The organism is Shewanella vaxholmensis, from assembly GCF_031932135.1.
GTDB classification, from domain to species: domain Bacteria; phylum Pseudomonadota; class Gammaproteobacteria; order Enterobacterales; family Shewanellaceae; genus Shewanella; species Shewanella hafniensis.
Map to the genome: position 1 here is coordinate 69,789 of NZ_JAUOEV010000014.1, position 24,873 is coordinate 94,661.

Sequence of the window (24,873 nt, forward strand, 5' to 3'; positions counted from 1 at the left end):
GCTGCACTCCCTAAACGCGTTTCAATTTAATGATTATCCAAGAAATTCACTAAGCTGACCAGCATTGCCTTGCAATAGATACAAAAAAGCCTCCTAACGGAGGCTTTTTACTATGCGGTCAATCACACATTAACGGCGTCAACACGCTCGCGCAGTTCTTTGCCTGGCTTAAAGTGCGGGACGTATTTACCTTCCAAATCGACTGATGAACCAGTCTTTGGATTACGGCCAGTCCGCGGTGCACGATAGTGAAGCGAGAAACTACCAAAGCCACGGATCTCAATACGATCACCGCTTTCTAATGTTGTTGCCATTTGCTCCAACATTTCTTTGATTGCGCCTTCAACCTCTTTCGCCGACAGCTGCGACTGCCTGGTGGCGAGTTTTTCGATAAGTTCAGATTTCGTCATCCTAGCTATCCCCTATTATCAAGCCAAACACAGTCGCCTAATGGGGAGAGAAGTCTCCCCAAACAACAGGCGATTATTTACGAGCTGCTTTAAACGCTTCAGCCATTGCATTGCTAATAACAGCGTCATCTTGTTTGTTCAGAGTCGCCATTACTTCTTTCTCTTCAGCTTCGTCTTTCGCTTTGATTGACAGGCTGATAGAGCGGTTCTTACGGTCAACACCCATGAACTTAGCTTCGATTGCATCACCTACATTATAGACAGTAGATGCATCTTCGATACGCTCACGTGAAATGTCAGCTACACGGATGTAACCTTCAACAGTGTCAGCCAGTTCAACAGTCACACCTTTAGCATCAACAGCAGAAACAGTACCGTTTACGATAGTACCTTTCTTCTTGTCAGCCAAGTATGCGTTAAATGGATCATCTTCAGTTTGCTTAACACCTAAGCTGATGCGCTCACGCTCTGGATCTACAGACAGAACCACTGCATGGATTTCATCGCCTTTCTTGTATTCAGAAACTGCGTCTTCGCCAGTACCGTTCCAAGAAATGTCAGACAGGTGAACTAGACCATCGATACCGCCGTCAAGACCGATAAAGATACCGAAGTCAGTGATTGACTTGATCTTACCAGAAACCTTGTCGCCTTTGTTGTAACGAGTTGCGAAGTCATCCCATGGATTGGTCTTACATTGTTTCAGACCTAGAGAAATACGACGACGCTCTTCATCGATGTCCAGAACCAGAACTTCAACTTCATCACCTAAGTTAACCACTTTAGATGGGTGAATGTTCTTGTTAGTCCAATCCATTTCAGAAACGTGAACCAGACCTTCAACGCCTTCTTCGATTTCTACGAAGCAACCGTAGTCAGTTAGGTTAGTAACGCGACCAGTTAAACGTGTGTTTTCTGGGTAGCGTTTGCTGATTTCTAACCATGGATCTTCGCCAAGTTGTTTCAGACCTAGAGACACACGAGTGCGCTCACGATCGTACTTCAGTACTTTAACGTTGATTTCATCGCCAACATTGACGATTTCTGATGGGTGTTTAACACGTTTCCACGCCATATCAGTGATATGTAGCAGACCGTCAACACCACCTAAATCTACGAATGCACCGTAGTCAGTCAGGTTCTTAACGATACCCTTAACTGCTTGACCTTCTTGCAGGTTTTCTAACAGTGCATCACGCTCAGCGCTGCTTTCTGATTCGATAACTGCACGACGAGAAACAACAACGTTGTTACGCTTCTGGTCTAGCTTGATAACTTTGAATTCTAATTCTTTGTACTCTAAGTGAGCGGTGTCGCGAACTGGGCGCACGTCAACTAGAGAACCTGGTAAGAAGGCACGGATACCGTTTAATTCAACAGTGAAACCGCCTTTAACTTTACCATTGATGATACCGATTACAGTTTCAGCATCTTCATAAGCTTTTTCCAGAACGATCCAAGCTTCATGACGTTTCGCTTTTTCGCGAGACAGTTGAGTCTCACCGAAGCCGTCTTCAACAGAGTCAAGAGCTACGTCAACTTCATCACCAACAGCGATTTCTAAAACACCTTGAGCGTTTTTGAATTGTTCAGCTGGGATTGGGCTTTCAGACTTCAGACCCGCGTCAACCAGTACCATACCGTTTTTGATTGATACAACAGTACCACGAACGATAGAACCTGGACGGAATTCCAGAGTTTGAAGGGATTGTTCAAATAGATCAGCAAAAGATTCAGTCATGTTTAGGTTACTTTCTTTATTAAACCACTGTCCGTCCTAGACGTGGAGTCAGTCAAATTATCCGTATCATCCATAATACGAATACCTATCCGGTGGGCTAACTTAGTTAGTGTCGGATAATTTTTGGTTGATAAAGTTAAGCGCAAGCGCTAACACTTCATCAATACCCTTTCCGCTTGTATCGATAATGAGCGCGTCCTCGGCGGGGACTAAAGGAGCCACCGGACGATTCATATCGCGGTCATCACGTTCGATAATTTCACTTAAAAGGCGCTCGATATTAACATCGAAGCCCTTGTCCTGCAACTGATTATAGCGTCTTTGGGCACGCTCTTCAGCTGAGGCGGTTAAATATAATTTTGCCGGCGCACTTGGGAAAACCACAGTTCCCATGTCGCGACCATCGGCAATTAATCCTGGCGCCGTTTTAAAGGCCCGTTGACGTCGTAATAAGGCTTCTCTCACCCGTGGAAACGCGGCGACTTTCGAAGCGGCATTCGAGCACTCTTGAGTGCGAATGTCGGTGGTGACGTCTTCACCTTCCAATATCACTTGAACCGGATCGGTATCATTGCCTGTTAAAAACTTCACATCGAGATGTGCCGCTAACAGCGTGATCGATTCTTCATTTTCCAGTTCAACGTTATGATGAATTGCTGCGAGCGCAAGAACTCGGTAAATAGCACCACTATCAAGTAGTTGCCAACCTAGATGCTGAGCCAATAATTGACTAATTGTACCTTTGCCAGCACCACTTGGGCCGTCGATTGTGACTACAGGAGCCCGTTCAGACATACATTCCTCCGCAAAAAATAACCATCATCCGTGAGTTCATCAAGTGAGCCCCCGAAAATGAGCGCGCAGCATTGTACAACAAAAGACAAACAAAATCCGTGGATTTTTTATGAAGATTAGCAGCCGCGCAAATACGGCTGACTATTCTTGACATCGCTTGTTGTTACAATAACGAAACAAACGGACTTAGCCTTGCAGACTCGCAAACTGCTTAAAGTAGTCGGGGAATGTTTTAGAAGTGCAATCAGGATCATTGATGGTAATACCGCAATCAGCAAAGGCCAGCATCGAAAAGCACATAGCCATGCGGTGATCATTGTAGGTATCAATTTCGGCGGTGTTAATCACTGCAGGCGGGATGATTTTAATGTAATCGTTCCCCTCTTCCACCTCGGCGCCTACTTTACGTAATTCCGTCGCCATAGCCGCTAAACGGTCGGTTTCTTTAATACGCCAGTTGTAGATATTGCGGATAACCGTAGTGCCTTTAGCAAATAACGCGGCCGTAGCTATGGTCATGGCCGCATCGGGAATGTGGTTCATGTCCAAATCAACCGCCGTTAATTGAGATCCACGCGCGATAATATAGTCATCGCCCCACTCAATATCAGCGCCCATTTTTTCAAGCACATCGGCAAATTTCACATCGCCTTGAATACTTAAACGGCCCACACCGGTGACTTTGACTTCACCGCCCTTAATCGCTCCAGCGGCGAGGAAATACGATGCCGATGACGCATCACCTTCGACCAGCACTTTACCCGGTGATACATAACGCTGGCCTGCAACAATCTCAAAACGGGCATAGTCATGGTTGATGACAGTTACGCCAAATTGCGCCATCAGGGCCAACGTAATATCGATATACGGCTTAGAAACTAATTCGCCTTTGACATGGATATTCACGCTGCCCTTTGCAAGCGGCGCCACCATCAATAGGGCGGTTAAAAATTGGCTCGATAAATCACCCGCAATCTCAACATCGCCGCCATTAAGACCCGTTGCATTAATCGTCAGCGGTGGGAAACCGTCATTTTTAAGATAAACGACATTGGCACCGAGTTGCCTTAAGGCATCGACTAAGTCGCCAATCGGGCGCTCTTCCATGCGCGGCTCGCCTGTTAGGGTAAATTCGCCTTGGCCTAAGGTTAAGGCGGCGCACAAGGGGCGCATTGCCGTGCCCGCATTACCTAAAAATAATTCCTGTGCGGATTCTGAGGAAATCACACCGCCTAAGCCATCGAGTTCACACACAGTATTATCTTGCGATAAACGGTAGTTCACCCCTAACTGCTTGAGGGATGCCAGCATGTGGCGAATATCATCTGAGTCGAGCAGATTGGTAAGCGTGGTCGTGCCTTGGGCTAAGGTGGCCAATAATAAGGCACGATTTGAAATACTTTTTGAGCCCGGAATATTGATCTCACCGCGGACTTGCACAACAGGTTCAAGACGTAATTGCTTCATGAATAAATCTTCTTTCTCTATAGGGCGTCATCATCACGATCACGCGGACTGAATACGCAAAATGGCAACTTCACGCTACACAGCGTCAAGTTAAGATTACAAATAAAAGGAGATTGGGGCCTTGTTGGTGCTTCGTCGTTATAAAATTACCGATTGTCGCTAAGGATTCAACCGTTTTTTCGAGAAAAATGGCATTTTGGTCAGATTATTTACTGAGTTCAGTGTAAAAATAACAAAAACGCAAAATTTAAGCGGTTAATTTAGGATTTAATCGTATTTTTGGCAGGCTTTTTTGCCAAGATAACTGGCGTGTAATCACAGTTTTCACTTTAAATACGTTACCTTTCCGCGCTATTCTAAGCCCCAAACGATAAATAACGCATATCTGATACAAACAATCACGTTTGCACTATAACCAGAAAGGTAGATGGAGCTATGTTTAACTCACTCATCGCAATGCCAGCAGATCCCATCCTTGGCTTGTTGACTCAGTACCGCGAAGACACCCACCCACAAAAAGTTGATTTAGGTGTGGGCGTTTATAAAGACCCTACAGGCGTGACCCCGATCCTGAGCTGCGTGAAAAAAGCCGAGAAATTCCGTCTCGATACCGAAACCACCAAAGTGTATATCGGTCCAACCGGCTCGCCACAATTCAACACCTTGATGACTGAACTCGCCTTTGGTGCTGGTCACAGTGCCATAATAGCCAATCGTATCCGCACTGTATCGACACCCGGTGGTACTGGTGCACTGCGCGTGGCCGGCGACTTTATCAAGCGCTGCAACCCGAATGCGGTGTTATGGGTAAGCGACCCAACTTGGGCTAACCATGTCGGTTTGTTCGAAGCGGCTGGCATTACCGTTAAAACCTATCCGTATTATGACTACGATAGCAAATCATTGAAATTTGATGAGATGCTTGCTGCCCTATCGCAAGTGAGTCCAGATGATGTGGTGTTATTCCACGCCTGTTGCCATAACCCGAGCGGAATGGATTTAACCACAGAACAATGGGATAAAGTGGTTGCCCTGACAAAAGAGCAAGGCTTTACCCCACTGATTGACATGGCATACCAAGGCTTTGGTGATGGCGTTGATATTGATGCCTACGGCGTGCGTCAAATGGCGGCAGCGGTCGATAATATGATCCTTTGCAGCTCATGCTCGAAAAACTTCGGTTTATACCGTGAGCGTATCGGTTCGTGTTCTGTGATTGCCAAAGATGCCAATACCGCCAATGTCGCGCAATCTGTGCTGCTTTATGTGGTTCGCTGCCTCTACTCTATGCCACCTGCCCACGGTGCCGCGATTGTTGAGACGATTTTAGGATCGGCAGAATTAACCCAAGAATGGCTAGATGAGCTGAAAGTAATGCGCGATCGCATTAACGGCAACCGCGCCATTTTAGTGGATAAACTTAAAGCCAATGGCGTAGACCGTGACTTTAGCTTTATCGCCCGCCAAAAAGGCATGTTCTCCTTCCTCGGGGTGAATCCAGAGCAAGTGGCGCGCCTGCAAAAAGAATTCAGCATTTATATGGTCGGTTCAAGCCGCATCAGTATTGCTGGGATCAGTGAAGATAACGTCGATTACTTAGCCCAATCGATCGCTAAAGTGCTCTAAGCACGGCTGAGTTTATCTGAACAGTCCACTCTGCTGTATTGCTACGATTCAGCAGAGTTTATTTCCCCCTTACAAACTTAAAGCTTTGCAATTATCCCACTGCATCAGAGCTAACAAACCTTCCCTTCGGTTCTAAATTCCCAAAACCTTATCAAGCAACGCCAAATCTCACTGTTCAAGCTTTTATTTTCAATGGTAAAAACTACTTTCTCGCGTTTAAAAAAAACAGTCGTTTAATGCAATAAATCGCAAGTTGTGACCTCGGTCGGCGGATTTCCATTTCATCAATCAGGGCTGCGGCTATTTTCACTTTTTAAAGCCAGACCTGCCCAGTAGATTAGTGGTCATCATAGAACTTGTGGATATTCCGCCATGTTATTACAAGATAAATTAGTGCAAATCGTCACCAACCCGCAGCTTTCACCTAAGCAAAAATCCAACTATTTGGCGTTGGAGGCTGAGGCGAGCTTGCCCTACATGCCGATATCGACTGAAGTAAAAGCCGCGATGAATGACGGTATTATTTGCGATATTTTTGAAGGCCATGCGCCTTTTAAACCACGCTATGTGTTGCCAGATTATGCCCGCTATCTAAAGCAAGGTTCAGAATATTTAGAGCTTTCACCGGCGCAGGATTTAGATGAAGCCCTCAATGCTTTAACCATCCTTTATCACCACGTGCCATCGGTGACTAACATTCCAGTGTATCTAGGTCAGCTGGATGAAATATTAATGCCTTTCACCGAGGGAATGGATGCAGAGGTACTATATCGTAAACTTAAACTGTTCTGGATCATGCTCGACAGAACGCTACCAGACGCCTTTATGCACGTGAATATTGGTCCGACCGATAACATCGTTTGCCGCACCCTACTGCGCATTGATGCCGAATTACAACAAGTTGCCCCCAATTTGACCTTTATGTACGACCCAAGCATCACGCCAGATGAACTGTTGCTGCTCGCCACCACCAATATTTGTCAGTGCAGTAAGCCGCATATCGCGAATTATCCACTGCATGCCAGCGCGTTTGATGCACGTGGGTTTGGTATTGTCAGTTGCTACAATGCCTTGCCGTTAGCGGGTGGCGCCAATACCTTAGTTCGGCTCAATCTTAAAGAGGTCGCGTTAAAGGCCACTTCAATCAGTGATTTTTTTGATGCTGTCTTGCCAAATTACTGCTCACTCACCTTTGAACTTATCGAGGCGCGCTCGGTATTTTTGCATCAAGAGTCACACTTCTTTGACAGTTTTTTAGTTAAAGAACAATTGATTGATGAGTCGCGTTTTGCGCCCATGTTTGGCATTTACGGTATGGCGGAAGCGGTAAATATTCTGCAATCATTAACAGCCAGTGGAGAAGTTAAGCAAACTAAACGAGCTAGCAATGGTCTTGAATATGGCCATGAAACGGATGCAAATCAGCTGGGCTATCGTATTTCTGCCACGCTCGATGCCATAGTGAAATCCACACCCGTCGCGCATGGTTACCATGGGCGAGCACTGCTGCATTCACAGGGCGGCATCAGTATCGATAAAGACGTGACCCCAGGCGTTCGCATTCCCTATGGTACTGAGCCCAATCCCATCGCTCACATTCAAGCTTTAGCGCAACATCATCAGTATTATACGGCGGGGATTAGCGATATTTTGACTATCGATGAAACCGTAAAATCCAATCCTCAAGCCATGTTCCAGCTGTGTAAAGCCGCGCTTGAGTTAGGTTTTAGGGAATTTACCGCCAATGTTACCTCTAATGATTTAATGCGCGTGACCGGCTATATGGTAAAACGCTCGGATATTGAAGCGTTTAAGCAGTGCGGCTCACGCCTCAATACCACAGGCTTAGCCGCAGAAGCGGCAGTTAATACGGGGATATTGCAGCGCCAAGCACGAGTCATAGCCCATGAGCACTCCCCCCTGTGTTGTTAAATGAACCGCCCATAAATAAACAGGCAATAGTCAGTCAGCTATTGCCCTTTTCCTGCGTTGACGGGCCTGGCAGCAGGCTCGTGTTATTCCTGCAGGGCTGCAACTATCAATGCAAAAACTGCCATAACCCACATACCATAGGATTGTGCGATGCCTGTGGCGATTGTGTCGCCACCTGCCCTGACAATGCGCTGACATTGATAAACCTCAATAACAAGCCCCGCATTCGCTGGGATAGTGAGCGTTGTAGCCAATGCGATACCTGTCTTGCAGTGTGTCCGAAACAAGCGAGCCCTAAGGTCACGCATTACACAGTTGAAGAAATACTAGGGATTCTGCACAGACAGCGTCACTTTATTAATGGCATTACGGTGAGCGGCGGCGAAGCGAGCCTGCAACTACCGTTTATTATTGAGTTGTTTCAAGGGATTAAGGCCTCTGAATCTTTATCACACTTGAGTTGTATGCTCGATACCAATGGCAGTTTGAGTCTAACTGGTTGGCATAAACTGCTGCCCTTTTTAGATGGCGCCATGGTGGATCTCAAAGCGTGGCAGCAAGATACCCATAGATACATTACTGGTCGCGACAACCATGCCGTGTTCAAATCCATTCAGCTATTGGCGCAGCAGCAAAAACTGTATGAAGTGAGATTGCTGCATATTCCGAGCATCACGGATTATGAACAAGAGATAGAAGCGCTGGCGACCTATTTGCTTCAGCTAGGTGCGGATACACGGGTCAAGTTAAACGCCTTTCACCACCATGGCGTCGTCGATGGCGCGTTAACCTGGCCAAGCTGCACACAAACCGATATTGAACGCTTGGCCGCAAAGCTTGCAAAGCGAGGCGTCATGAATCTAATCTTACCCTCTTGCTATATTTAACGACTGCAAAGCAAAATTTGCTCATAAAGCCAGCGCAGTGCGGGATCTTTCATGCTTTGTTTATGCCAAACTAGGCTGTAAGCCACTTTGCCATATTCTATGGGTAAAGATTTAATCGTTAAGCCTTTGGCTTGGCTAGCGATGGATGCCCAGCGGCGCGAGCAGGTAAAGAGCAACTCACTGTGATGGCACATTAACGCCGCACTGCCAAAGTCTGGGACCGAAATGGGTACGGCCCGTTTTTTAGATTGCTGGGCGAGCAAAATATCAAAAAAAGGCGTGCTCAGATCTGTGTCTGTAATGCCAATATGGCTAAAACTCAGGTAATCATCGAAGCTGATATGCGGCTGTTTAGCCAAGGGATGGGATGAATTCATCAGGCAGATCATTTCATCGCTAAACAAGGTTTCCCACACCAGATCGTCTTGAAGAGGATTAGGTTGACTCAGATCATGGGGTAACAGCACAAAGTCTAATGTACCTTTAAGCAATCCATCAAAACCAATATTGTCTTTGCTGTAAATATCGAGGCGGATATTAGGAGCCAAGCTCAGAATATGGGCGCTGAGCTTGGCGGCCAGCAGCTCAAAGGTACTTTCGCGCATCGCAAGCGAAAAACGCCCCTCAAAATGTGCAGGGTTAAACGCATCCTGACTCATGATCTGATTCATATCATTGATCATTTGCTGCACGCTAGGCCCTAATCGTCTTGCCAATGGGGTTGCTACCAGTGAGTTGCCGTTACGATAGAACAGTTCATCGTTCAAGCTGTCCCTGAGCTGGCTTAAGGTTTTACTGACGGATGAGGGACTTAAATATAAACGTTCGGCGCTGGCGGTTACGCTCAAGGTATCGAGCATCACATGCAAAGTGATCAAATGCTTCATACTAATGCGCGAAAGCTTGGCCAAATCCATCGGTGACATCCTATTGGTTTATCTTCTATGCACACTCAAACGCGTACTTTTAAGCATGATAAACAATAGCATGCAACCAACCAAACATATTGCTGAGAATATTCCCCAGTAATGCGCGCCAGCTCACAGGCTTGCACACCGCCCTCTCTAATCCCAGCCATCTCTAATCCAAGTTATCTTTAATATAAGGTTCTTCCCAAGGTCATCTTGCTTAACGCCAATAATCGATAAATTACAGCCAACAAAAAAGCGAATGCATTTGAGCATTCGCTTTGGGATGTCTAACTTTGGATAGCTAACTTGGAATGGCTAGCAGATGATAAACATTCAATAAACATAACGTTTATGTGCAGGCAGCAAAACCTAGGCGCTAAGCGCCGCAAGCTAGTGAGTGACTATATAGCTAAGCCTAGCTATGTTTAGCCGCAAACTCGTTCATAAACTTGACCAAGGCAACTATGCCATCGAGTGGCATCGCATTGTAAAGGCTAGCACGCATGCCACCTACGATACGATGGCCCTTGAGGGCAACGAGTCCAGCTATTTGGGCTTGCTTTAGGAACTCACTATCGAGCGCTTCGTTGACTAATTGGAAAGTCACGTTCATTTGTGAGCGATTCGCTGCAACAACACCATTACGGTAGAAAGCATTACCATCAATGCATTGATACAACATCTGCGCTTTTTGTTGATTAATTTTCGCAATACTCGAAATACCGCCAGTCGATTTCAGCCAAGCAAAGACTTCAGCGGCGAGATACCAAGCAAAGGTTGGTGGCGTGTTGAACATTGAATCATGCTCGACGGCTAGGCGGTAGTCCATAATGGACGACTGCGGTAAACTCGGCAGTTTTAACATGTCATCGCGCACTATCACTATCGACAGACCCGATGGACCTATGTTCTTTTGTGCGCCAGCGTAAATCAAACCGTAGCGGCTGACGTCGATTTCACGTGACATAATGGTTGACGATAAATCGGCAACAATTGGCCAAGGTGAGTCTAATTCATCAAAAATTTCGATACCATCCACTGTCTCATTAGGGCAGTAGTGAACATAGCGATAATCGGCATCGATTTTATGTAAATCAGGCAAGACAACCGCATTGAGTCCATTGTGTTTTTCAACAATATTCAAGCTATCAATCTGTGCTTCACCCGCCAGTTTCTGCGCTTCTGCTAACGCGGCAGATGACCATTGGCCACTGACTAAATACAGGGCTTTTCCCTGATCACCGAGAAAATTATTCACGACAGCAGAGAACTGCCCACGACCACCGCCGTGCATAAATAGCACATGGTAATTTGCAGGGATCTGCATCAGCTCACGTAAATCGGACTCGGCTTGCTCGGTCAGCGCGATGAACTCTTTACTTCGGTGGCTGATTTCCATCACGGAAACGCCTTGGCCATTCCAATCAAGTAATTCCTGTTGTGCTTTTTTCATTACCGCTGCGGGTAACATTGCAGGTCCAGCACAGAAATTATAAATCGCGCTCACTGACACTCTCCTTAATCCCAACCATGATGTAGGTATTGATAAAACGACACTATTTTCAAACGAACAATGTTTAAAACGAACAATGCAACCAACTAACAACGCCATTAAAAAAACGAGCGTCCAATTGGACGCTCGCTAATATGACACTTAATTACTCTTCGTCTTGCTCATCATCAGCAAGCTCGTCTTCATCTTCGTCCAACTCTTCTTCGTCATCCAGCTCTTCATCAAGCGCCTCGTCGGCTAATTCGCCTTCGACAATGACAGGAACAATCGGTAAACCGTTTTCATCCAGCTCGACTTCATCTTCATCAGTTTGGATTTCGTCGATACGTTGCAGGCCAACCACTTTCTCGTCGCCCGCGGTGCGGATAATGGTCACACCTTGGGTGTTACGGCCAATGATAGACACGCCGCCCGCTGGTGTACGCACTAAGGTGCCTTTATCACTGATGAGCATCAGTTCGTCATTCAGACCCACTTGTACTGCGCCAACAACAGCGCCGTTACGCTCGCTCACTTTGATTGAAACCACACCTTTAGTCGCACGGCTCTTCGCTGGGTATTCCGACAGTTGCGTCCGTTTACCGTAACCGTTTTCAGTCACAGTCAGAATCGCGCCATCACCTTTAGGTACGATAAGCGACACAACTTTTTGACCTTCTTCTAAACGGATACCACGAACGCCCGTTGCAGTACGGCCCATAGGACGTAAGGACAAGACTTCTTCGCCGGTTTCAGGATCGAGTTTCACTTCGCCTGTTTCAGAATCACGGACTTTCTCACCAAAGCGAACCACTTTACCTTCGTTCGAGAACAACATGATTTCGTCATCACCGTTCGTGATATCGACACCGATCAGTTGGTCACCGTCTTTGAGGTTAACGGCGATAATACCGTTTGCACGTGGGTTGCTATAAGCAGTCAGTGCGGTTTTCTTCACAGTACCGTGTGAAGTCGCCATGATGATGTATTTATCAGCGGCGTATTCACGTACTGGCAGAATCGCCGTAATGCGTTCACCTTCAGCCAAAGGTAGCAAGTTAACAATTGGACGACCACGTGCCGTACGGCTCGCTAATGGCAATTGATACACTTTAAGCCAGTACATTTTACCAAAGTCAGAGAAGCACAAAATGGTGTCATGGGTATTGGCAACTAACAGTTTTTCAACGAAATCTTCGTCTTTTACCTTAGTTGCCGCTTTTCCTTTACCACCACGGCGCTGAGCTTGGTAATCGGTTAACGGTTGATACTTGGCATAACCTAAATGCGACAGTGTCACCACAACGTCTTCTTCGTTGATAAGATCTTCAAGACTCATATCGACTTCGTTAGCATTGATCACGGTACGGCGTGCATCACCGTATTCTTCAAGAATGAGTTCTAACTCTTCCTTGATGACTTCCATCAAACGCTCAGGGCTACGCAGAATAAACAGTAGCCCCGCAATAAATTCGAGCAGTTCTTCGTATTCGGCGATGATCTTATCGTGTTCAAGACCAGTTAAACGGTGTAAACGCAGTTCCAGAATCGCCTGAGCTTGTTGCTCAGTCAGGAAGTATTGACCGTCGCGGATGCCATATTGTGGCTCTAACCACTCAGGGCGTGCGGCGTCGTCCCCCGCTTTTTCCAGCATGCCTTGAACGTGGCCTAATTCCCAACCTTGCTCCACCAATTTCACTTTGGCATCCGCAGGCGTGGGTGAGGCTTTGATCAGTGCAATAATCGGGTCGATGTTAGCCAGAGCAACCGCTAAGGCTTCCAAAATATGGGCGCGTTCACGGGCTTTACGCAGTTCGAATACGGTACGGCGCGTTACCACTTCACGGCGATGCAGAATAAAGCATTCGAGCATTTCTTTAAGGTTAAACAGTTTAGGCTGACCATTGGTCAGGGCCACCATGTTAATCCCGAAAGAACACTGCATTTGCGTTTGAGCATACAGGTTGTTTAATACCACCTCGCCCACTTCACCGCGCTTGATTTCGATAACGATACGCATACCGTCTTTATCAGACTCGTCGCGTAGACCGCTGATCCCTTCAAGTTTTTTATCTTTAACCAGCTCGGCAATCTTCTCGATTAAACGGGCTTTGTTCACTTGATACGGGATTTCAGTGACGATAATGCGTTCACGGCCATTATCTTCGGTTTCCACATCCGCCAGTGCACGCATGATCGCGCGGCCACGGCCGGTTTTATAGGCATCAATAATGCCTTTACGGCCATTGATAATTGCCGCAGTTGGGAAATCCGGACCAGGAATGTATTCCATCAACTGTTCAATTGACAGTGAAGGTTCTTCAATCAGTGCCAAACAGCCTTTCACGACTTCCGTTAGGTTGTGTGGTGGGATGTTGGTTGCCATACCGACCGCAATACCCGATGAACCGTTAATTAACAGGTTAGGTACGCGTGTGGGTAGTACGGCGGGAATTTGTTCAGTGCCGTCGTAGTTAGGGACGAAATCCACTGTCTCTTTTTCAAGATCGGCGAGTAATTGATGCGCTAACTTATCCATACGGATTTCGGTATAACGCATTGCCGCCGCTGAGTCACCGTCGACCGAACCGAAGTTACCTTGGCCGTCTACTAAGGTGTAACGCAGTGAGAATGGCTGGGCCATACGGACGATAGTGTCATAAACAGCAGAATCACCATGGGGATGATATTTACCGATGACGTCACCGACCACACGGGCAGATTTTTTGTAAGGCTTGTTCCAATCGTTCTTCAATTCACTCATGGCAAACAGAACGCGGCGATGAACCGGCTTTAAGCCGTCGCGCACGTCTGGTAATGCACGTCCCACGATAACGCTCATGGCGTAATCAAGGTACGAATTCTTTAGTTCGTCTTCGATATTAATTGGCGAAATAGATGATGCCAGATCAGTCATAAACTGCTCGTTCCCCTGAAAAATAGCCGACAACGTATAATCCGTATCATTGCCTAGCCCAAAAACGTGATTTGGCATTCTAACACAGTTATTTAATGTCGCCAGACCTATCATTATCGAATTGAGAGTCTGGTGGCTTAATAGATGAAAACACTGTCAATTTGGTCGTTTGAGCGATAAACAAGCGTTGAAATTCGTGGCTTAGGATGAGAAAAAATCGTCAAAGGGATAAAGTAAAAGGTCGATACGGAGCACAACAATTAACATAAAAGCAGAAAACTGCTGAAAATTCACTCAACCACAAGGGCTTAGCTCAGTCGAACACTTTGTTTATCAAACATAGTCGTTATAATAGCCGCACAATACAGCTACTTCAGGTAATAGCATGCATCAGAATACCAATGTGGACCCACAGGAAATCGCAAAGTTTGAACGTATGGCCGAAACGTGGTGGGATCTCAACGGTGAATTTAAGCCGCTGCATCTATTAAACCCGCTGCGCTTAAATTATATCGATCAAACTGCTGGCGGCATTTTCGGTAAGAAAGTGCTCGACGTTGGTTGCGGTGGCGGGATTTTATCTGAAAGCATGGCCCGTATCGGTGCCGAGGTTGATGGTCTTGACATGGGTGATGAGCCCTTAGAAGTCGCCCGCCTACATGCCCTCGAAACCGGCGTAAGCATTAATTATGTAAAAAATACCGCCGAGACCCACAGCCAAGATCATCAAGCCTATTACGATGTGGTGACCTGTATGGAAATGCTGGAGCATGTGCCCGATCCACAATCTGTGATCAAGGCTTGCTGTGACATGGTTAAACCCGGTGGCTTTGTGTTTTTCTCCACCATCAACCGCAACATTAAATCCTATGTGCACACGATTCTGGGCGCAGAATATTTACTGAAGATGCTGCCAGTTGGTACCCATGAGCATAAAAAATTCATTAAGCCTTCGGAATTGATTGAACTTGTGGACAATACCGATCTGATCTGTACCGATGCATTAGGCATCAGCTACAACCCGCTGACGGGCATTTTTAAATACACGCCTAAAGTTGATGTCAATTACATGATAGCGACGCGTAAGGTTGATTAATATGAGTCTGGCACAGATCAAAGGCGTACTGTTCGATCTCGACGGCACCTTAGCCGATACCGCGCCGGATCTGGTGCAGGCCCTTAATTTAAGTCTTCAAGACGTCGGCATCGCCGCGCAGCCGTTAGCGGCCATGCGCTACGCCGCATCCCACGGCAGTTTTGCCTTAGTCGATGCGGCGATACCCAATGCAGCGAATGATCTTCGCACTCAAGTTCAACAAGGGCTGCTCGCCCACTATCAGCGCATTAATGGCGATCACTGTGCGCTATTCGCAGGTATTGCAGCATTACTCGACTGGCTCGAGTTAATGCAGCTGCCGTTTGGGGTGATCACCAATAAGCCAGCGCGCTTTACCCGTCCCTTATTGCGAAAACTGAATTTACACTTGCGTATGCCAGTGATTATCAGTGGTGATTCGACCAAACACCCAAAACCCCACACAGCACCTATGTTATTAGGGGCTCAGCAACTGAACTGCGCTCCAGAGCACATTTTGTATCTTGGGGATGCTGAGCGAGATTTGCTCGCAGCCAAGGCAGCGGGCATGTTAGGTGGCGTTGCCCTATGGGGTTATCTGGGGGTCAACGACAAGCCATCGCAGTGGCCTGCCTACGCGCACTTTGCCAGCCCTACTGAGTTACATCAGGCATTAGCCGACGCATTCGCCTGAAAACTCGCCCATAAAATGGTTAACAAACTTCACTTTTGCACTCGAAGATACACCTTTTACTAAAGTGACTATGCAGACGCACATATGTGTGTTTGCTTGATTTTTTACCTGCGAATAAAATCAGGCTGCGAAAGGTCGGCGGATAAAAGATCGGCACTTGTGCGCGATCGCGATCTAAAGAAAAGATCGCCTAAAAATCCCCCATGAGTGCGACATGCTAACCTGAAATTGAGCTTCAAGGTTAGTCGTTACTAACGCTAAGGCTTATCCTCAACTTATCCACAAGATGTCCCCTGAATTCAGACTTGCAAATAGGGGCAAACCTCACTATCTTGTATCCCAGATAATTTAAAACACCATATCTTGTGTATAGGTAGCAATCAGACACACTAGAAGTTCGCCGCTTAATTGACTTATTTTCCACCAGTCAGCTGTATTTAAGGGACGGTTATTGATTGTTTTACAAGGATACGTACGGTGAACTTGCTCACCTAAATAGATATAAGAACCAAGGCCTATCTCCAAATGAATAGCACTATGACAGTCACAAAACGCTGTGGCGATCGTGAGAATATCGATCTCGAAAAAATACACCGCGTAATTACTTGGGCAGCCAAGGGATTAAAAAACGTTTCTGTTTCTGAAGTTGAACTTCGCTCGCACCTACAGTTTTTCGATGGCATCCCAACCGAAGCCATCCATGAAACCATTATCAAAGCAGCGGCGGATTTAATTTCTCCAGAATCACCGGACTATCAGTTCCTCGCCGCCCGTTTAGCGGTGTTTCATTTGCGTAAGAAGGCCTTCGGTCAATTCGAGCCGCCAGCACTGTATACTCACGTGACTAAGTTAGTTGAGCTTGGCAAGTATGACATGCACATTCTGCAGGATTACAGCCGCGAAGAACTCGACGTGATGGATACCTATATCGACCATTGGCGCGATATGGACTTCTCTTACGCAGCGGTAAAGCAGCTTGAAGGCAAATATTTAGTTCAAAACCGTGTGACACACGAAATCTACGAGAGCGCGCAGTTCCTCTACATTTTGGTCGCGGCCTGTTTGTTTGCCCGTTATCCAAAAGAAACGCGCCTGAAATACGTTAAAGATTTCTATGACGCGGTATCGACCTTTAAGATTTCGCTGCCAACGCCAATCATGGCTGGGGTGCGCACGCCAACACGTCAGTTCAGCTCTTGTGTACTGATCGAATGTGGTGACAGCTTAGATTCAATCAACGCGACAGCTTCGTCGATAGTGAAATACGTCAGTCAACGTGCGGGTATCGGTATTAACGCCGGTCGTATTCGCGCCTTAGGTAGCCCAATCCGTGGTGGTGAAGCCTTCCACACAGGTTGTTTACCTTTCTATAAGTATTTCCAAACCGCAGTTAAGTCTTGTTCTCAAGGCGGCGTGCGTGGCGGTGCTGCGACCCTGTTCTACCCGATTTGGCACTTAGAAGTCGAATCTCTGCTGGTATTGAAAAATAACCGCGGCGTTGAAGATAACCGTATCCGTCACTTAGACTACGGTGTGCAGTTGAACAAAGTCATGTATCAACGTCTGATCAAGGGCGAAAACATCAGCCTGTTTAGCCCATCAGATGTACCTGGTTTGTACGATGCGTTCTTTGAAGATCAAAACGAATTCGAACGTTTATATGTGCAATACGAGCAAGACAGCAGTATTCGTAAGAAAACTATAAAGGCAGTTGAGCTGTTTTCACTGATGATGCAAGAGCGCGCCTCAACCGGCCGTATCTACATTCAGAACGTGGATCACTGCAACACCCATAGCCCGTTCGATTCTAAAGTCGCGCCGATCAGACAATCTAACCTGTGTCTTGAAATCGCCCTGCCGACAAAACCATTGAACAACATCGATGATCCTAATGGTGAAATCGCGCTTTGTACGCTGTCAGCACTCAACTTAGGTTCAATCAAAGAATTATCTGATATTGAGCCATTAGCCGACCTCGCGGTACGCGCACTGGATAATCTGCTGGATTATCAAGATTATCCTATCAAGGCAGCACAACTTGCCTCGATGAATCGCCGTACCTTAGGTATAGGCGTAATTAACTTCGCTAACTACTTAGCGAAAAATGGCATGAAGTATTCCGATGGCAGCGCGAACGATCTGACCCACAGAACCTTTGAAGCCATTCAGTTTTATTTACTGAAAGCCTCGATGAACTTAGCCAAAGAGCAAGGTGCGTGTCCGTTATTCCACGAGACCACGTACGCTCAAGGTATTTTGCCAATCGATACTTATAAACGTGACCTAGATAAAATTTGTGCCGAACCATTGCACTTAGACTGGGAATCACTGCGTAGCGATATCAAGCAATATGGCCTGCGTAACTCGACGCTGTCGGCATTAATGCCATCAGAAACCTCGTCGCAAATCTCCAATGCGACCAATGGTATCGAACCACCGCGTGGCCTTATCAGCGTGAAATCGAGCAAAGACGGTCAGCTAAAACAAGTGGTACCTGATTTCGATACGCTGAAAGATAGCTATGAATTACTATGGAAAATGCCAAGTAATGATGGTTACTTACAGCTAGTGGGCATCATGCAGAAGTTCGTTGACCAAGCGATTTCAGCCAACACTAACTACGATCCTTCACGTTTTGAAGGCCGTAAAGTACCGATGCAAACCCTGCTGAAAGATTTGCTCAATGCTTACAAGTTAGGTGTGAAAACGCTTTACTACCATAACACTCGCGATGGTGCATCGGATTCACACGATGACATCACCAATTTAGAGAAAGAAGATGACGGTTGCGCCGGCGGCGCGTGTAAAATCTAGTCTTTAACGTTAACGCGGCTCTTACAAATAAAAAGTATAGGGATCCCGATTGAGTGGATCCCTATCCATTGGAAAATAGCACCATGGCCTACTCTACCTTCTGTCAAACACCCAACGATGCCACCCGTGAACCTATGTTTTTAGGTCAATCGGTCAACGTGGCTCGTTACGATCAACAAAAATATGAAGTGTTCGAAAAACTGATAGAAAAGCAGTTATCTTTCTTTTGGCGCCCGGAAGAAGTAGACGTCAGTCGCGATAAAATTGACTACGGTGCATTGCCCGATCATGAAAAACACATCTTTATTTCTAACCTGAAATACCAAACCTTACTCGACTCGATTCAAGGTCGCTCACCCAATGTGGCCTTTTTACCACTGGTGTCGCTACCTGAACTAGAGACTTGGATTGAGACTTGGTCTTTCTCTGAGACGATTCACTCGCGCTCATACACCCATATTATTCGCAATATCGTTAACGATCCTTCAGTGATCTTCGACGATATCGTCGTGAACAAAGAAATATTAAGCCGTGCGACCGATATCGCCGCTTACTACGATCACTTGATCCAACTGACTCAAGTGTTCCATCTACTCGGCGCGGGTACCCATGTTATCGATGGCAAAGAAGTCATAGTCAACACTCGTACCCTGAAAAAAGCCTTGTACCTGTGCATGATGTCAGTCAACGCCCTAGAAGCGATTCGTTTCTATGTTAGCTTTGCCTGCTCATTTGCCTTTGCTGAACGTAAGCTAATGGAAGGTAACGCGAAAATCATTCGCCTGATTGCCCGTGATGAAGCACTGCACTTAAACAGCACTCAGCATATTTTAAGCATCATGCAAGGCGGTAAAGACGATCCAGAAATGGGTGAAATTGCTGCAGAATGCCAACAGGAAGCCTTCGATTTATTCTTCAAGGCCGCAGAGCAAGAGAAAGAATGGGCAAAATACCTGTTCAAAGACGGCTCTATGATAGGTTTGAATGAACAGATCCTCTGCCAATACGTTGAGTTTATTACGAACCAACGGATGAAGTCGGTGAACCTGCCGCAACCTTATCCTGAAATAACCAATCCATTACCTTGGATGAAAAACTGGTTAGAAAGCGATGCAGTGCAAGTCGCGCCTCAGGAAGTGGAAGTGTCTTCATACCTTGTCGGTCAAATCGACTCAGCGGTTGATGGCGATGAATTCCTCGACTTCGATCTCTAAGACGCTCAACAGTGACGTTAATAATGGCATTACAACAGTGACATCGAAAAAACGGCCACAAAATCTGTTCGCGAAGGCGCCAATTGTGCGCCTTCAAGGTCAACCTGTGTTGCTCTTTACCGAGCAACAAGGCACCTTGTTGCAAGCGCTCGAAGCCAAAAAAGTCAAAATCTTCTCAGAATGTCGCAACGGTTTCTGCGGTGCCTGCAAAACTCGCGTCATCAGCGGAAAAGTCAGCTACTTAAACGAACCCTTAGCCGAACTCAAACATGATGAATGTTTGCCCTGCTGCTGTGTACCAATCGAAGATTTAGAGCTGGATCTATCACCTGAAGGGACAGCTGTGGTCACCTATGCGTGTCAATCTCATCAGAATAAAGCCAGTTTGGCTAAGCCAAAGCAAACACAAAATGTAGCAAGTGACACACGCACGCAAAAACAGGCAGTGTTTGAAGACTCATAACGGCAAAACTCGATTGTTCAATAAGCTGCTTTAAACAAGATGTGGCGTTAAAACCCAAAATCGCTTTAAAACAAAAATGAGCTTTTAAACAAAGAGTAGCTTTAAGACAAACAGCCCCTTTCAATACAGCCTTATTCAATCCGCGCCATTAGATACCAAACGTTTTAAAACCCACTATTTTCCCTTCCCTCTATTTTCAATACATTCACACTAAAAAACCTAAAACAAACTAAAACAAAAAAGCCTGAACACAGGTTCAGGCTTTCAGGATCTAAAATTGAATACTTAACGCTTAAAACGTAAGGCTTATCGACTTTCTATAAACGCATCGCCAGTTCGGCACCTTGGCGAATCGCCCGTTTAGCATCAAGTTCTGCGGCGACATCGACACCGCCAATTAAATGCACAGGCAGGCCCGTCGCTTTCATCTCATCCACTAACGTGCGATTCGATTCTTGCCCAGCACACAAAACGACGTTATCGACGGCCAGCACTTCAGCGGTTTCACCCACGCGAATATGCAGTCCTGCATCATCAAACTTGTCGTAACTCACGCCCGTTTTCATCTTCACATCATGTTGCTTAAGCACAAGACGGTGGATCCAGCCGGTAGTTTTACCTAAGCCCTTGCCCATCTTCGACGTTTTACGTTGCAGTAAAAACACCTTACGATGATCAGTATTGTCGGAATGAGGTTCAGTTAGGCCGCCTGCATGCTGGTAAGTTTTATCTATGCCCCACTGTTGCAGCCATTTATCTGGGTCCAAGGTGCTAGATTGGCGCTCACATAAGTAATGCGCCATATCAAATCCGATACCGCCAGCACCAATCAAGGCTACTGTATTACCGACAGTCACTTCACCCGAGAGCACTTTTTGATAATCGACCACCCGTGGGTCATCAAAGCCGGGTAAGACTAAATCACGCGGCACAACACCTGACGCTATCACTACTTCATCAAATTTTTCGGTCGCCAATACGCTGGCATCGAGGCGAGTGTTTAATCTCAGCTCCACCTTATGCAGCTTAATTTGATTGATGAAGTAACGGATAGTCTCGTTAAACTCTTCCTTTCCAGGGATTTTACGGGCGAGATTAAACTGTCCACCCACCTCGGATTTCGCTTCAAACAAGACAACATCATGGCCTCGCATGGCGGCATAAACAGAAAATGCCATGCCCGCAGGACCTGCGCCCATCACCGCAATACGCTTTTTATTGGCTGTGGGTAAGAAGTTGATTTCAGTCTCATAACAGGCACGAGGATTCACTAAACAGGTTGCGCGCTTGAGGGAAAAAGTATGATCAAGACATGCTTGGTTACAGCCAATACAAGTGTTAATCAGCTCTGGTGTGTTCGCCGCAGCTTTATTGACAAACTCAGGATCGGCGAGAAAAGGCCTTGCCATCGACACCATGTCAGCTTGACCAGAAGCAATAATCTGCTCGCCGATTTCAGGGGTATTAATGCGGTTAGTCGCAATTAAAGGTACAGAGACAGATTGTTTGAGCTTTTCAGTTACCCACGCAAAAGCGCCGCGGGGCACACTCGTCGCAATGGTCGGTACGCGCGCTTCATGCCAGCCGATGCCGGTATTTAGAATGGACACGCCAGCTTGCTCTAACCACTGGGCGAGCTGCACCACTTCATCCCAAGTTGAGCCGTTATCCACCAGATCGAGCATAGATAAACGGAAGATAATGATGAAGTCTTTACCGACTTTTGCCCGTATCGCGTTAACAATCTCAATCGGGAATTGCGCCCGCTTTTCAAACGCACCACCCCATTCATCGGTGCGGGTGTTGGTGCGCGCACTGACAAACTGATTGATCAAATAGCCTTCAGATCCCATCACCTCAACGCCATCGTAACCGGCTTTCTTGGCAAGAGCGGCTGAGCTGGCGTAATCCTTAATGGTCGAGCGCACTTGGCGACTAGACATAGCAGACGGCGTAAAAGGTGTAATGGGTGATTTAATTTTGCTCGGTGCTTGGGAAAAAGGATGATAACCGTAGCGGCCCGCATGCAAAATTTGCATGCAGATCTTACCGCCGGCCTCATGTACAGCCTGCGTGACCACGCGATGCTTACCGACTTGCCAAGGAAAACTCAGCTGACAGGCATGGGGCGTAAGGCGGCCGCGAAGATTGGGGGAAATACCGCCCGTTACAATCAAACCCACGCCGCCCAGAGCGCGTTCTTTGTAGAACGCTGCCAGTTTCTCAAATCCGCCCTTTTCTTCTTCCAAACCTGTGTGCATTGAGCCCATAAGCACGCGGTTTTTGAGCTGGGTAAATCCCAGATCTAAGGGTTCTAATAAATGGGGAAACGACATTCAAACATCCTTTTAAAACAAGTGATTTAAATCAGCATACCTTGAGTCAAATCTAAGCTCAACCGTTGGATCGAGGCCATTAGTCAAAATCCTTTACAATTGTGTTTAGCCTGTAGCGCCATTTTCAGTTAGCATGGGCAGATTGGACTTATAAAGGAGTGACAGATGTCCGCTAACCCATCGTTTTTCAAGAGAATATGTTTGTTTATTTGGCACACCCTCAACGGGACGCGTAAACTGATCCTCAATCTGATCTTTTTTGGCATCTTAGCCGCCATCATTATTTCTATTGGCAGCAGCGAAGATATCCAAGTAGAAGACAACTCAGCGCTGGTGCTTAATCTGGCCGGCTCGATTGTCGATCAGAAACAACAGGTCGATCCCTTAGAAGCCGCATTCAAGCAAGGCCAAAATGCCAACGCAGATGGGGAAATCCTGCTCGCCGATGTGCTGTATGTAATTGACAATGCCGCGCAAGATCAAAGGATTAGTACCCTAGTACTTGATCTAGCCGATTTGAAACGTGCCGGGATCAGCAAGCTGCAATCTATCGGTGATGCACTTAACCGCTTTAAAGAAAGCGGTAAAAAAGTGGTCGCCATCGGTAATTACTACGAGCAGAATCAATATTTCCTCGCCAGCTTTGCCGACACTATTTACCTCAATCCCCAAGGCGGCGTGTCGCTTGATGGCCTGAGTATGTACAACCAGTACTTCAAATCGGCCTTAGATAAACTCAAAGTTAAAGCGCATATTTTCCGCGTAGGGACTTTTAAATCTGCGGTTGAACCCTACATGCGTGACGATATGTCCGACGCCGCTCGCGAAGCCAGCAGTGCGCTTTTAGCGGATGTATGGCAAAGCTACACCCAGACTGTCGCAGGCAATCGCAATATTGAGCCTAACTCACTGGTACCCGATGCAACCACTTATTTGGCCGAGCTCGATAAAGCCAATGGTGACTCTGCGGCAATGGCCATCAACATGAAATGGGTTGATAGCTTAGCGACCACGGAAGATTTTCGTCAAACCATGTTAGAAACCGTGGGCAAGGCCAGCAGCGGTGACAGTTTCAAGCAAGTGAGTTTTTATGATTATTTAACCTTAGTGACGCCATTGCCAAGCTTTGTTGAGCAAGACAGTGTCGGCATAATTGTGGCGAGCGGTACGATTCTGAACGGCACTCAACCTGCTGGCCAAATTGGCGGCGAAAGCACTGCCGAGCTGTTACGTAAGGCACGTTTTGATAAACACGTTAAAGCCTTAGTGCTGCGCGTCGATAGCCCTGGCGGTAGCGCCTTTGCCTCAGAGCAAATTCGTCAAGAATTACTGGCACTTAAAGCGGCTGGTAAACCTGTTGTCGTCAGCATGGGCAGTTTGGCCGCATCGGGCGGTTACTGGATTTCGGCCAGTGCCGACTACATCTTCGCAACGCCAACCACGCTCACGGGCTCAATTGGGATCTTCGGCATGATCACCACCTTCGAAGATTCTCTGGCCAGCATAGGCGTGCATACCGATGGCGTATCAACGTCGGAATGGGCGGGATTGTCTGTGACGCGCACGCTGTCACCGCAAGTTGAAGCGATTATCCAACGTCATATTGAACGTGGCTATTTAGACTTTATCTCGCTGGTCGCCAAAGAACGTAAGATGACCATAGAACAAGTCGATAAGATTGCCCAAGGCCGTGTTTGGAGCGGTAAAAAAGCCCTTGAGCTTGGCTTAGTCGATGAACTGGGTGATTTAGATGAGGCGATTGCTAAAGCCGCTAAACTCGCGGATATGACGCTATTTGATACCCGCGTCATCGAGCAAGAGCTGACACCCGAACAAAAATTCATGCAGCAGATGTTTGCCTCAGTATCGAGCTACCTGCCCGCCTCACTAAGTCAGTCATCGATGTTAGAGCAAATGCTACAACAGTGGACTAGCAGTTTGAAAACGTTAACCTCTTTTGATGATCCAAATAACGTCTACATCTACTGTGATACTTGCAACATGATGAACTAAATCTGCTAGCGTCTAGGTTGCAGCTCGCAACTTCAAGATGATGACAAAGACAAAGCCCGGATCTCCGGGCTTTTTTATTGGGTTTA

The 24,873-nt window shown here is 46.7% G+C and carries 16 protein-coding genes and 1 pseudogene; 9 read left to right on the top strand and 8 right to left on the bottom strand.

The features are described 5' to 3' along the window. Positions 1-122: 122 nt before the first annotated feature. The 4 genes and pseudogenes from ihfB to aroA all read right to left on the bottom strand — a co-directional run bounded on the left by ihfB (position 123) and on the right by aroA (position 4,413). A complete protein-coding gene (ihfB, locus tag Q4Q46_RS13230; RefSeq protein WP_006081718.1) occupies positions 123-410 on the bottom strand; it encodes an integration host factor subunit beta in 288 nt (95 codons plus the stop codon). A 73-nt stretch (positions 411-483) separates the two neighbouring features. Continuing rightward, positions 484-2,154 (bottom strand): annotated as a pseudogene (gene rpsA, locus Q4Q46_RS13235) (30S ribosomal protein S1); the annotation flags it as partial. 99 nt (positions 2,155-2,253) lie between these two features. Then, positions 2,254-2,946 (bottom strand): (d)CMP kinase, encoded by a 693-nt coding sequence (gene cmk / locus Q4Q46_RS13240; protein ID WP_006081720.1) that lies wholly within the window; start codon positions 2,944-2,946, stop codon positions 2,254-2,256. Between the two features lie 186 nt (positions 2,947-3,132). Continuing rightward, on the bottom strand, positions 3,133-4,413 hold the full coding sequence (aroA, locus tag Q4Q46_RS13245) for a 3-phosphoshikimate 1-carboxyvinyltransferase (RefSeq protein ID WP_311906179.1): 1,281 nt from the start codon (positions 4,411-4,413) through the stop codon (positions 3,133-3,135). A gap of 435 nt (positions 4,414-4,848) precedes the next feature. Between aroA and Q4Q46_RS13250 the strand changes: the two genes are divergently transcribed. The 3 genes from Q4Q46_RS13250 (at position 4,849) to Q4Q46_RS13260 (ending at position 8,858) form a co-directional block, all read left to right on the top strand. Further along, the gene (locus tag Q4Q46_RS13250; RefSeq protein ID WP_311906180.1) at positions 4,849-6,039 is read left to right on the top strand and encodes an amino acid aminotransferase; all 1,191 of its coding nucleotides are present in this window, start codon (positions 4,849-4,851) and stop codon (positions 6,037-6,039) included. 372 nt (positions 6,040-6,411) lie between these two features. Continuing rightward, positions 6,412-7,971, top strand: coding sequence for a YjjI family glycine radical enzyme (locus tag Q4Q46_RS13255; protein ID WP_311906181.1), 1,560 nt, complete (start codon positions 6,412-6,414; stop codon positions 7,969-7,971). 26 nt (positions 7,972-7,997) lie between these two features. Continuing rightward, positions 7,998-8,858 carry a YjjW family glycine radical enzyme activase gene (locus tag Q4Q46_RS13260; protein WP_311906208.1) on the top strand — a complete coding sequence of 287 codons (861 nt, stop codon included), beginning with the start codon at positions 7,998-8,000 and terminating at the stop codon, positions 8,856-8,858. On the opposite strand, the gene Q4Q46_RS13265 is transcribed toward Q4Q46_RS13260, so the two are convergent. From Q4Q46_RS13265 to gyrA, 3 genes are all read right to left on the bottom strand, one after another. Beyond that, a complete protein-coding gene (locus tag Q4Q46_RS13265) occupies positions 8,855-9,775 on the bottom strand; it encodes a LysR family transcriptional regulator (RefSeq protein ID WP_311906182.1) in 921 nt (306 codons plus the stop codon). The genes Q4Q46_RS13260 and Q4Q46_RS13265 overlap by 4 nt on opposite strands. A 409-nt stretch (positions 9,776-10,184) precedes the next feature. After that, positions 10,185-11,276: a 3-phosphoserine/phosphohydroxythreonine transaminase gene (gene serC, locus Q4Q46_RS13270; RefSeq protein ID WP_311906183.1), complete on the bottom strand. Its 1,092-nt coding sequence runs from the start codon at positions 11,274-11,276 to the stop codon at positions 10,185-10,187. A 151-nt stretch (positions 11,277-11,427) separates the two neighbouring features. Next, complete coding sequence (gene gyrA, locus Q4Q46_RS13275) at positions 11,428-14,178, bottom strand: DNA gyrase subunit A (protein WP_311906184.1); 2,751 nt, start codon at positions 14,176-14,178, stop codon at positions 11,428-11,430. A gap of 385 nt (positions 14,179-14,563) precedes the next feature. On the opposite strand from gyrA, the gene ubiG reads away from it, so the two are divergent. From ubiG to yfaE, 5 genes are all read left to right on the top strand, one after another. Then, positions 14,564-15,274, top strand: a complete 711-nt coding sequence (ubiG, locus tag Q4Q46_RS13280; RefSeq protein ID WP_006086768.1) for a bifunctional 2-polyprenyl-6-hydroxyphenol methylase/3-demethylubiquinol 3-O-methyltransferase UbiG — start codon at positions 14,564-14,566, stop codon at positions 15,272-15,274. 1 nt (position 15,275) lies between these two features. Further along, a complete protein-coding gene (locus Q4Q46_RS13285) occupies positions 15,276-15,947 on the top strand; it encodes an HAD family hydrolase (protein ID WP_311906185.1) in 672 nt (223 codons plus the stop codon). Positions 15,948-16,472: 525 nt separating this feature from the next. Further along, entirely contained in the window at positions 16,473-18,761 is a 2,289-nt protein-coding gene (gene nrdA / locus Q4Q46_RS13290; RefSeq protein WP_220590317.1) for a class 1a ribonucleoside-diphosphate reductase subunit alpha, read from the top strand. 83 nt (positions 18,762-18,844) lie between these two features. After that, on the top strand, positions 18,845-19,975 hold the full coding sequence (gene nrdB / locus Q4Q46_RS13295; RefSeq protein WP_006081731.1) for a class Ia ribonucleoside-diphosphate reductase subunit beta: 1,131 nt from the start codon (positions 18,845-18,847) through the stop codon (positions 19,973-19,975). Between the two features lie 37 nt (positions 19,976-20,012). Further along, positions 20,013-20,438: a class I ribonucleotide reductase maintenance protein YfaE gene (yfaE, locus tag Q4Q46_RS13300; RefSeq protein WP_311906186.1), complete on the top strand. Its 426-nt coding sequence runs from the start codon at positions 20,013-20,015 to the stop codon at positions 20,436-20,438. 317 nt (positions 20,439-20,755) lie between these two features. Here the strand turns inward: yfaE and Q4Q46_RS13305 are convergent, their stop codons facing one another. Next, positions 20,756-22,774 carry an oxidoreductase gene (locus Q4Q46_RS13305; RefSeq protein WP_311906187.1) on the bottom strand — a complete coding sequence of 673 codons (2,019 nt, stop codon included), beginning with the start codon at positions 22,772-22,774 and terminating at the stop codon, positions 20,756-20,758. Between the two features lie 165 nt (positions 22,775-22,939). On the opposite strand from Q4Q46_RS13305, the gene sppA reads away from it, so the two are divergent. Beyond that, on the top strand, positions 22,940-24,787 hold the full coding sequence (gene sppA / locus Q4Q46_RS13310; RefSeq protein ID WP_311906188.1) for a signal peptide peptidase SppA: 1,848 nt from the start codon (positions 22,940-22,942) through the stop codon (positions 24,785-24,787). Positions 24,788-24,873 lie beyond the last annotated feature (86 nt).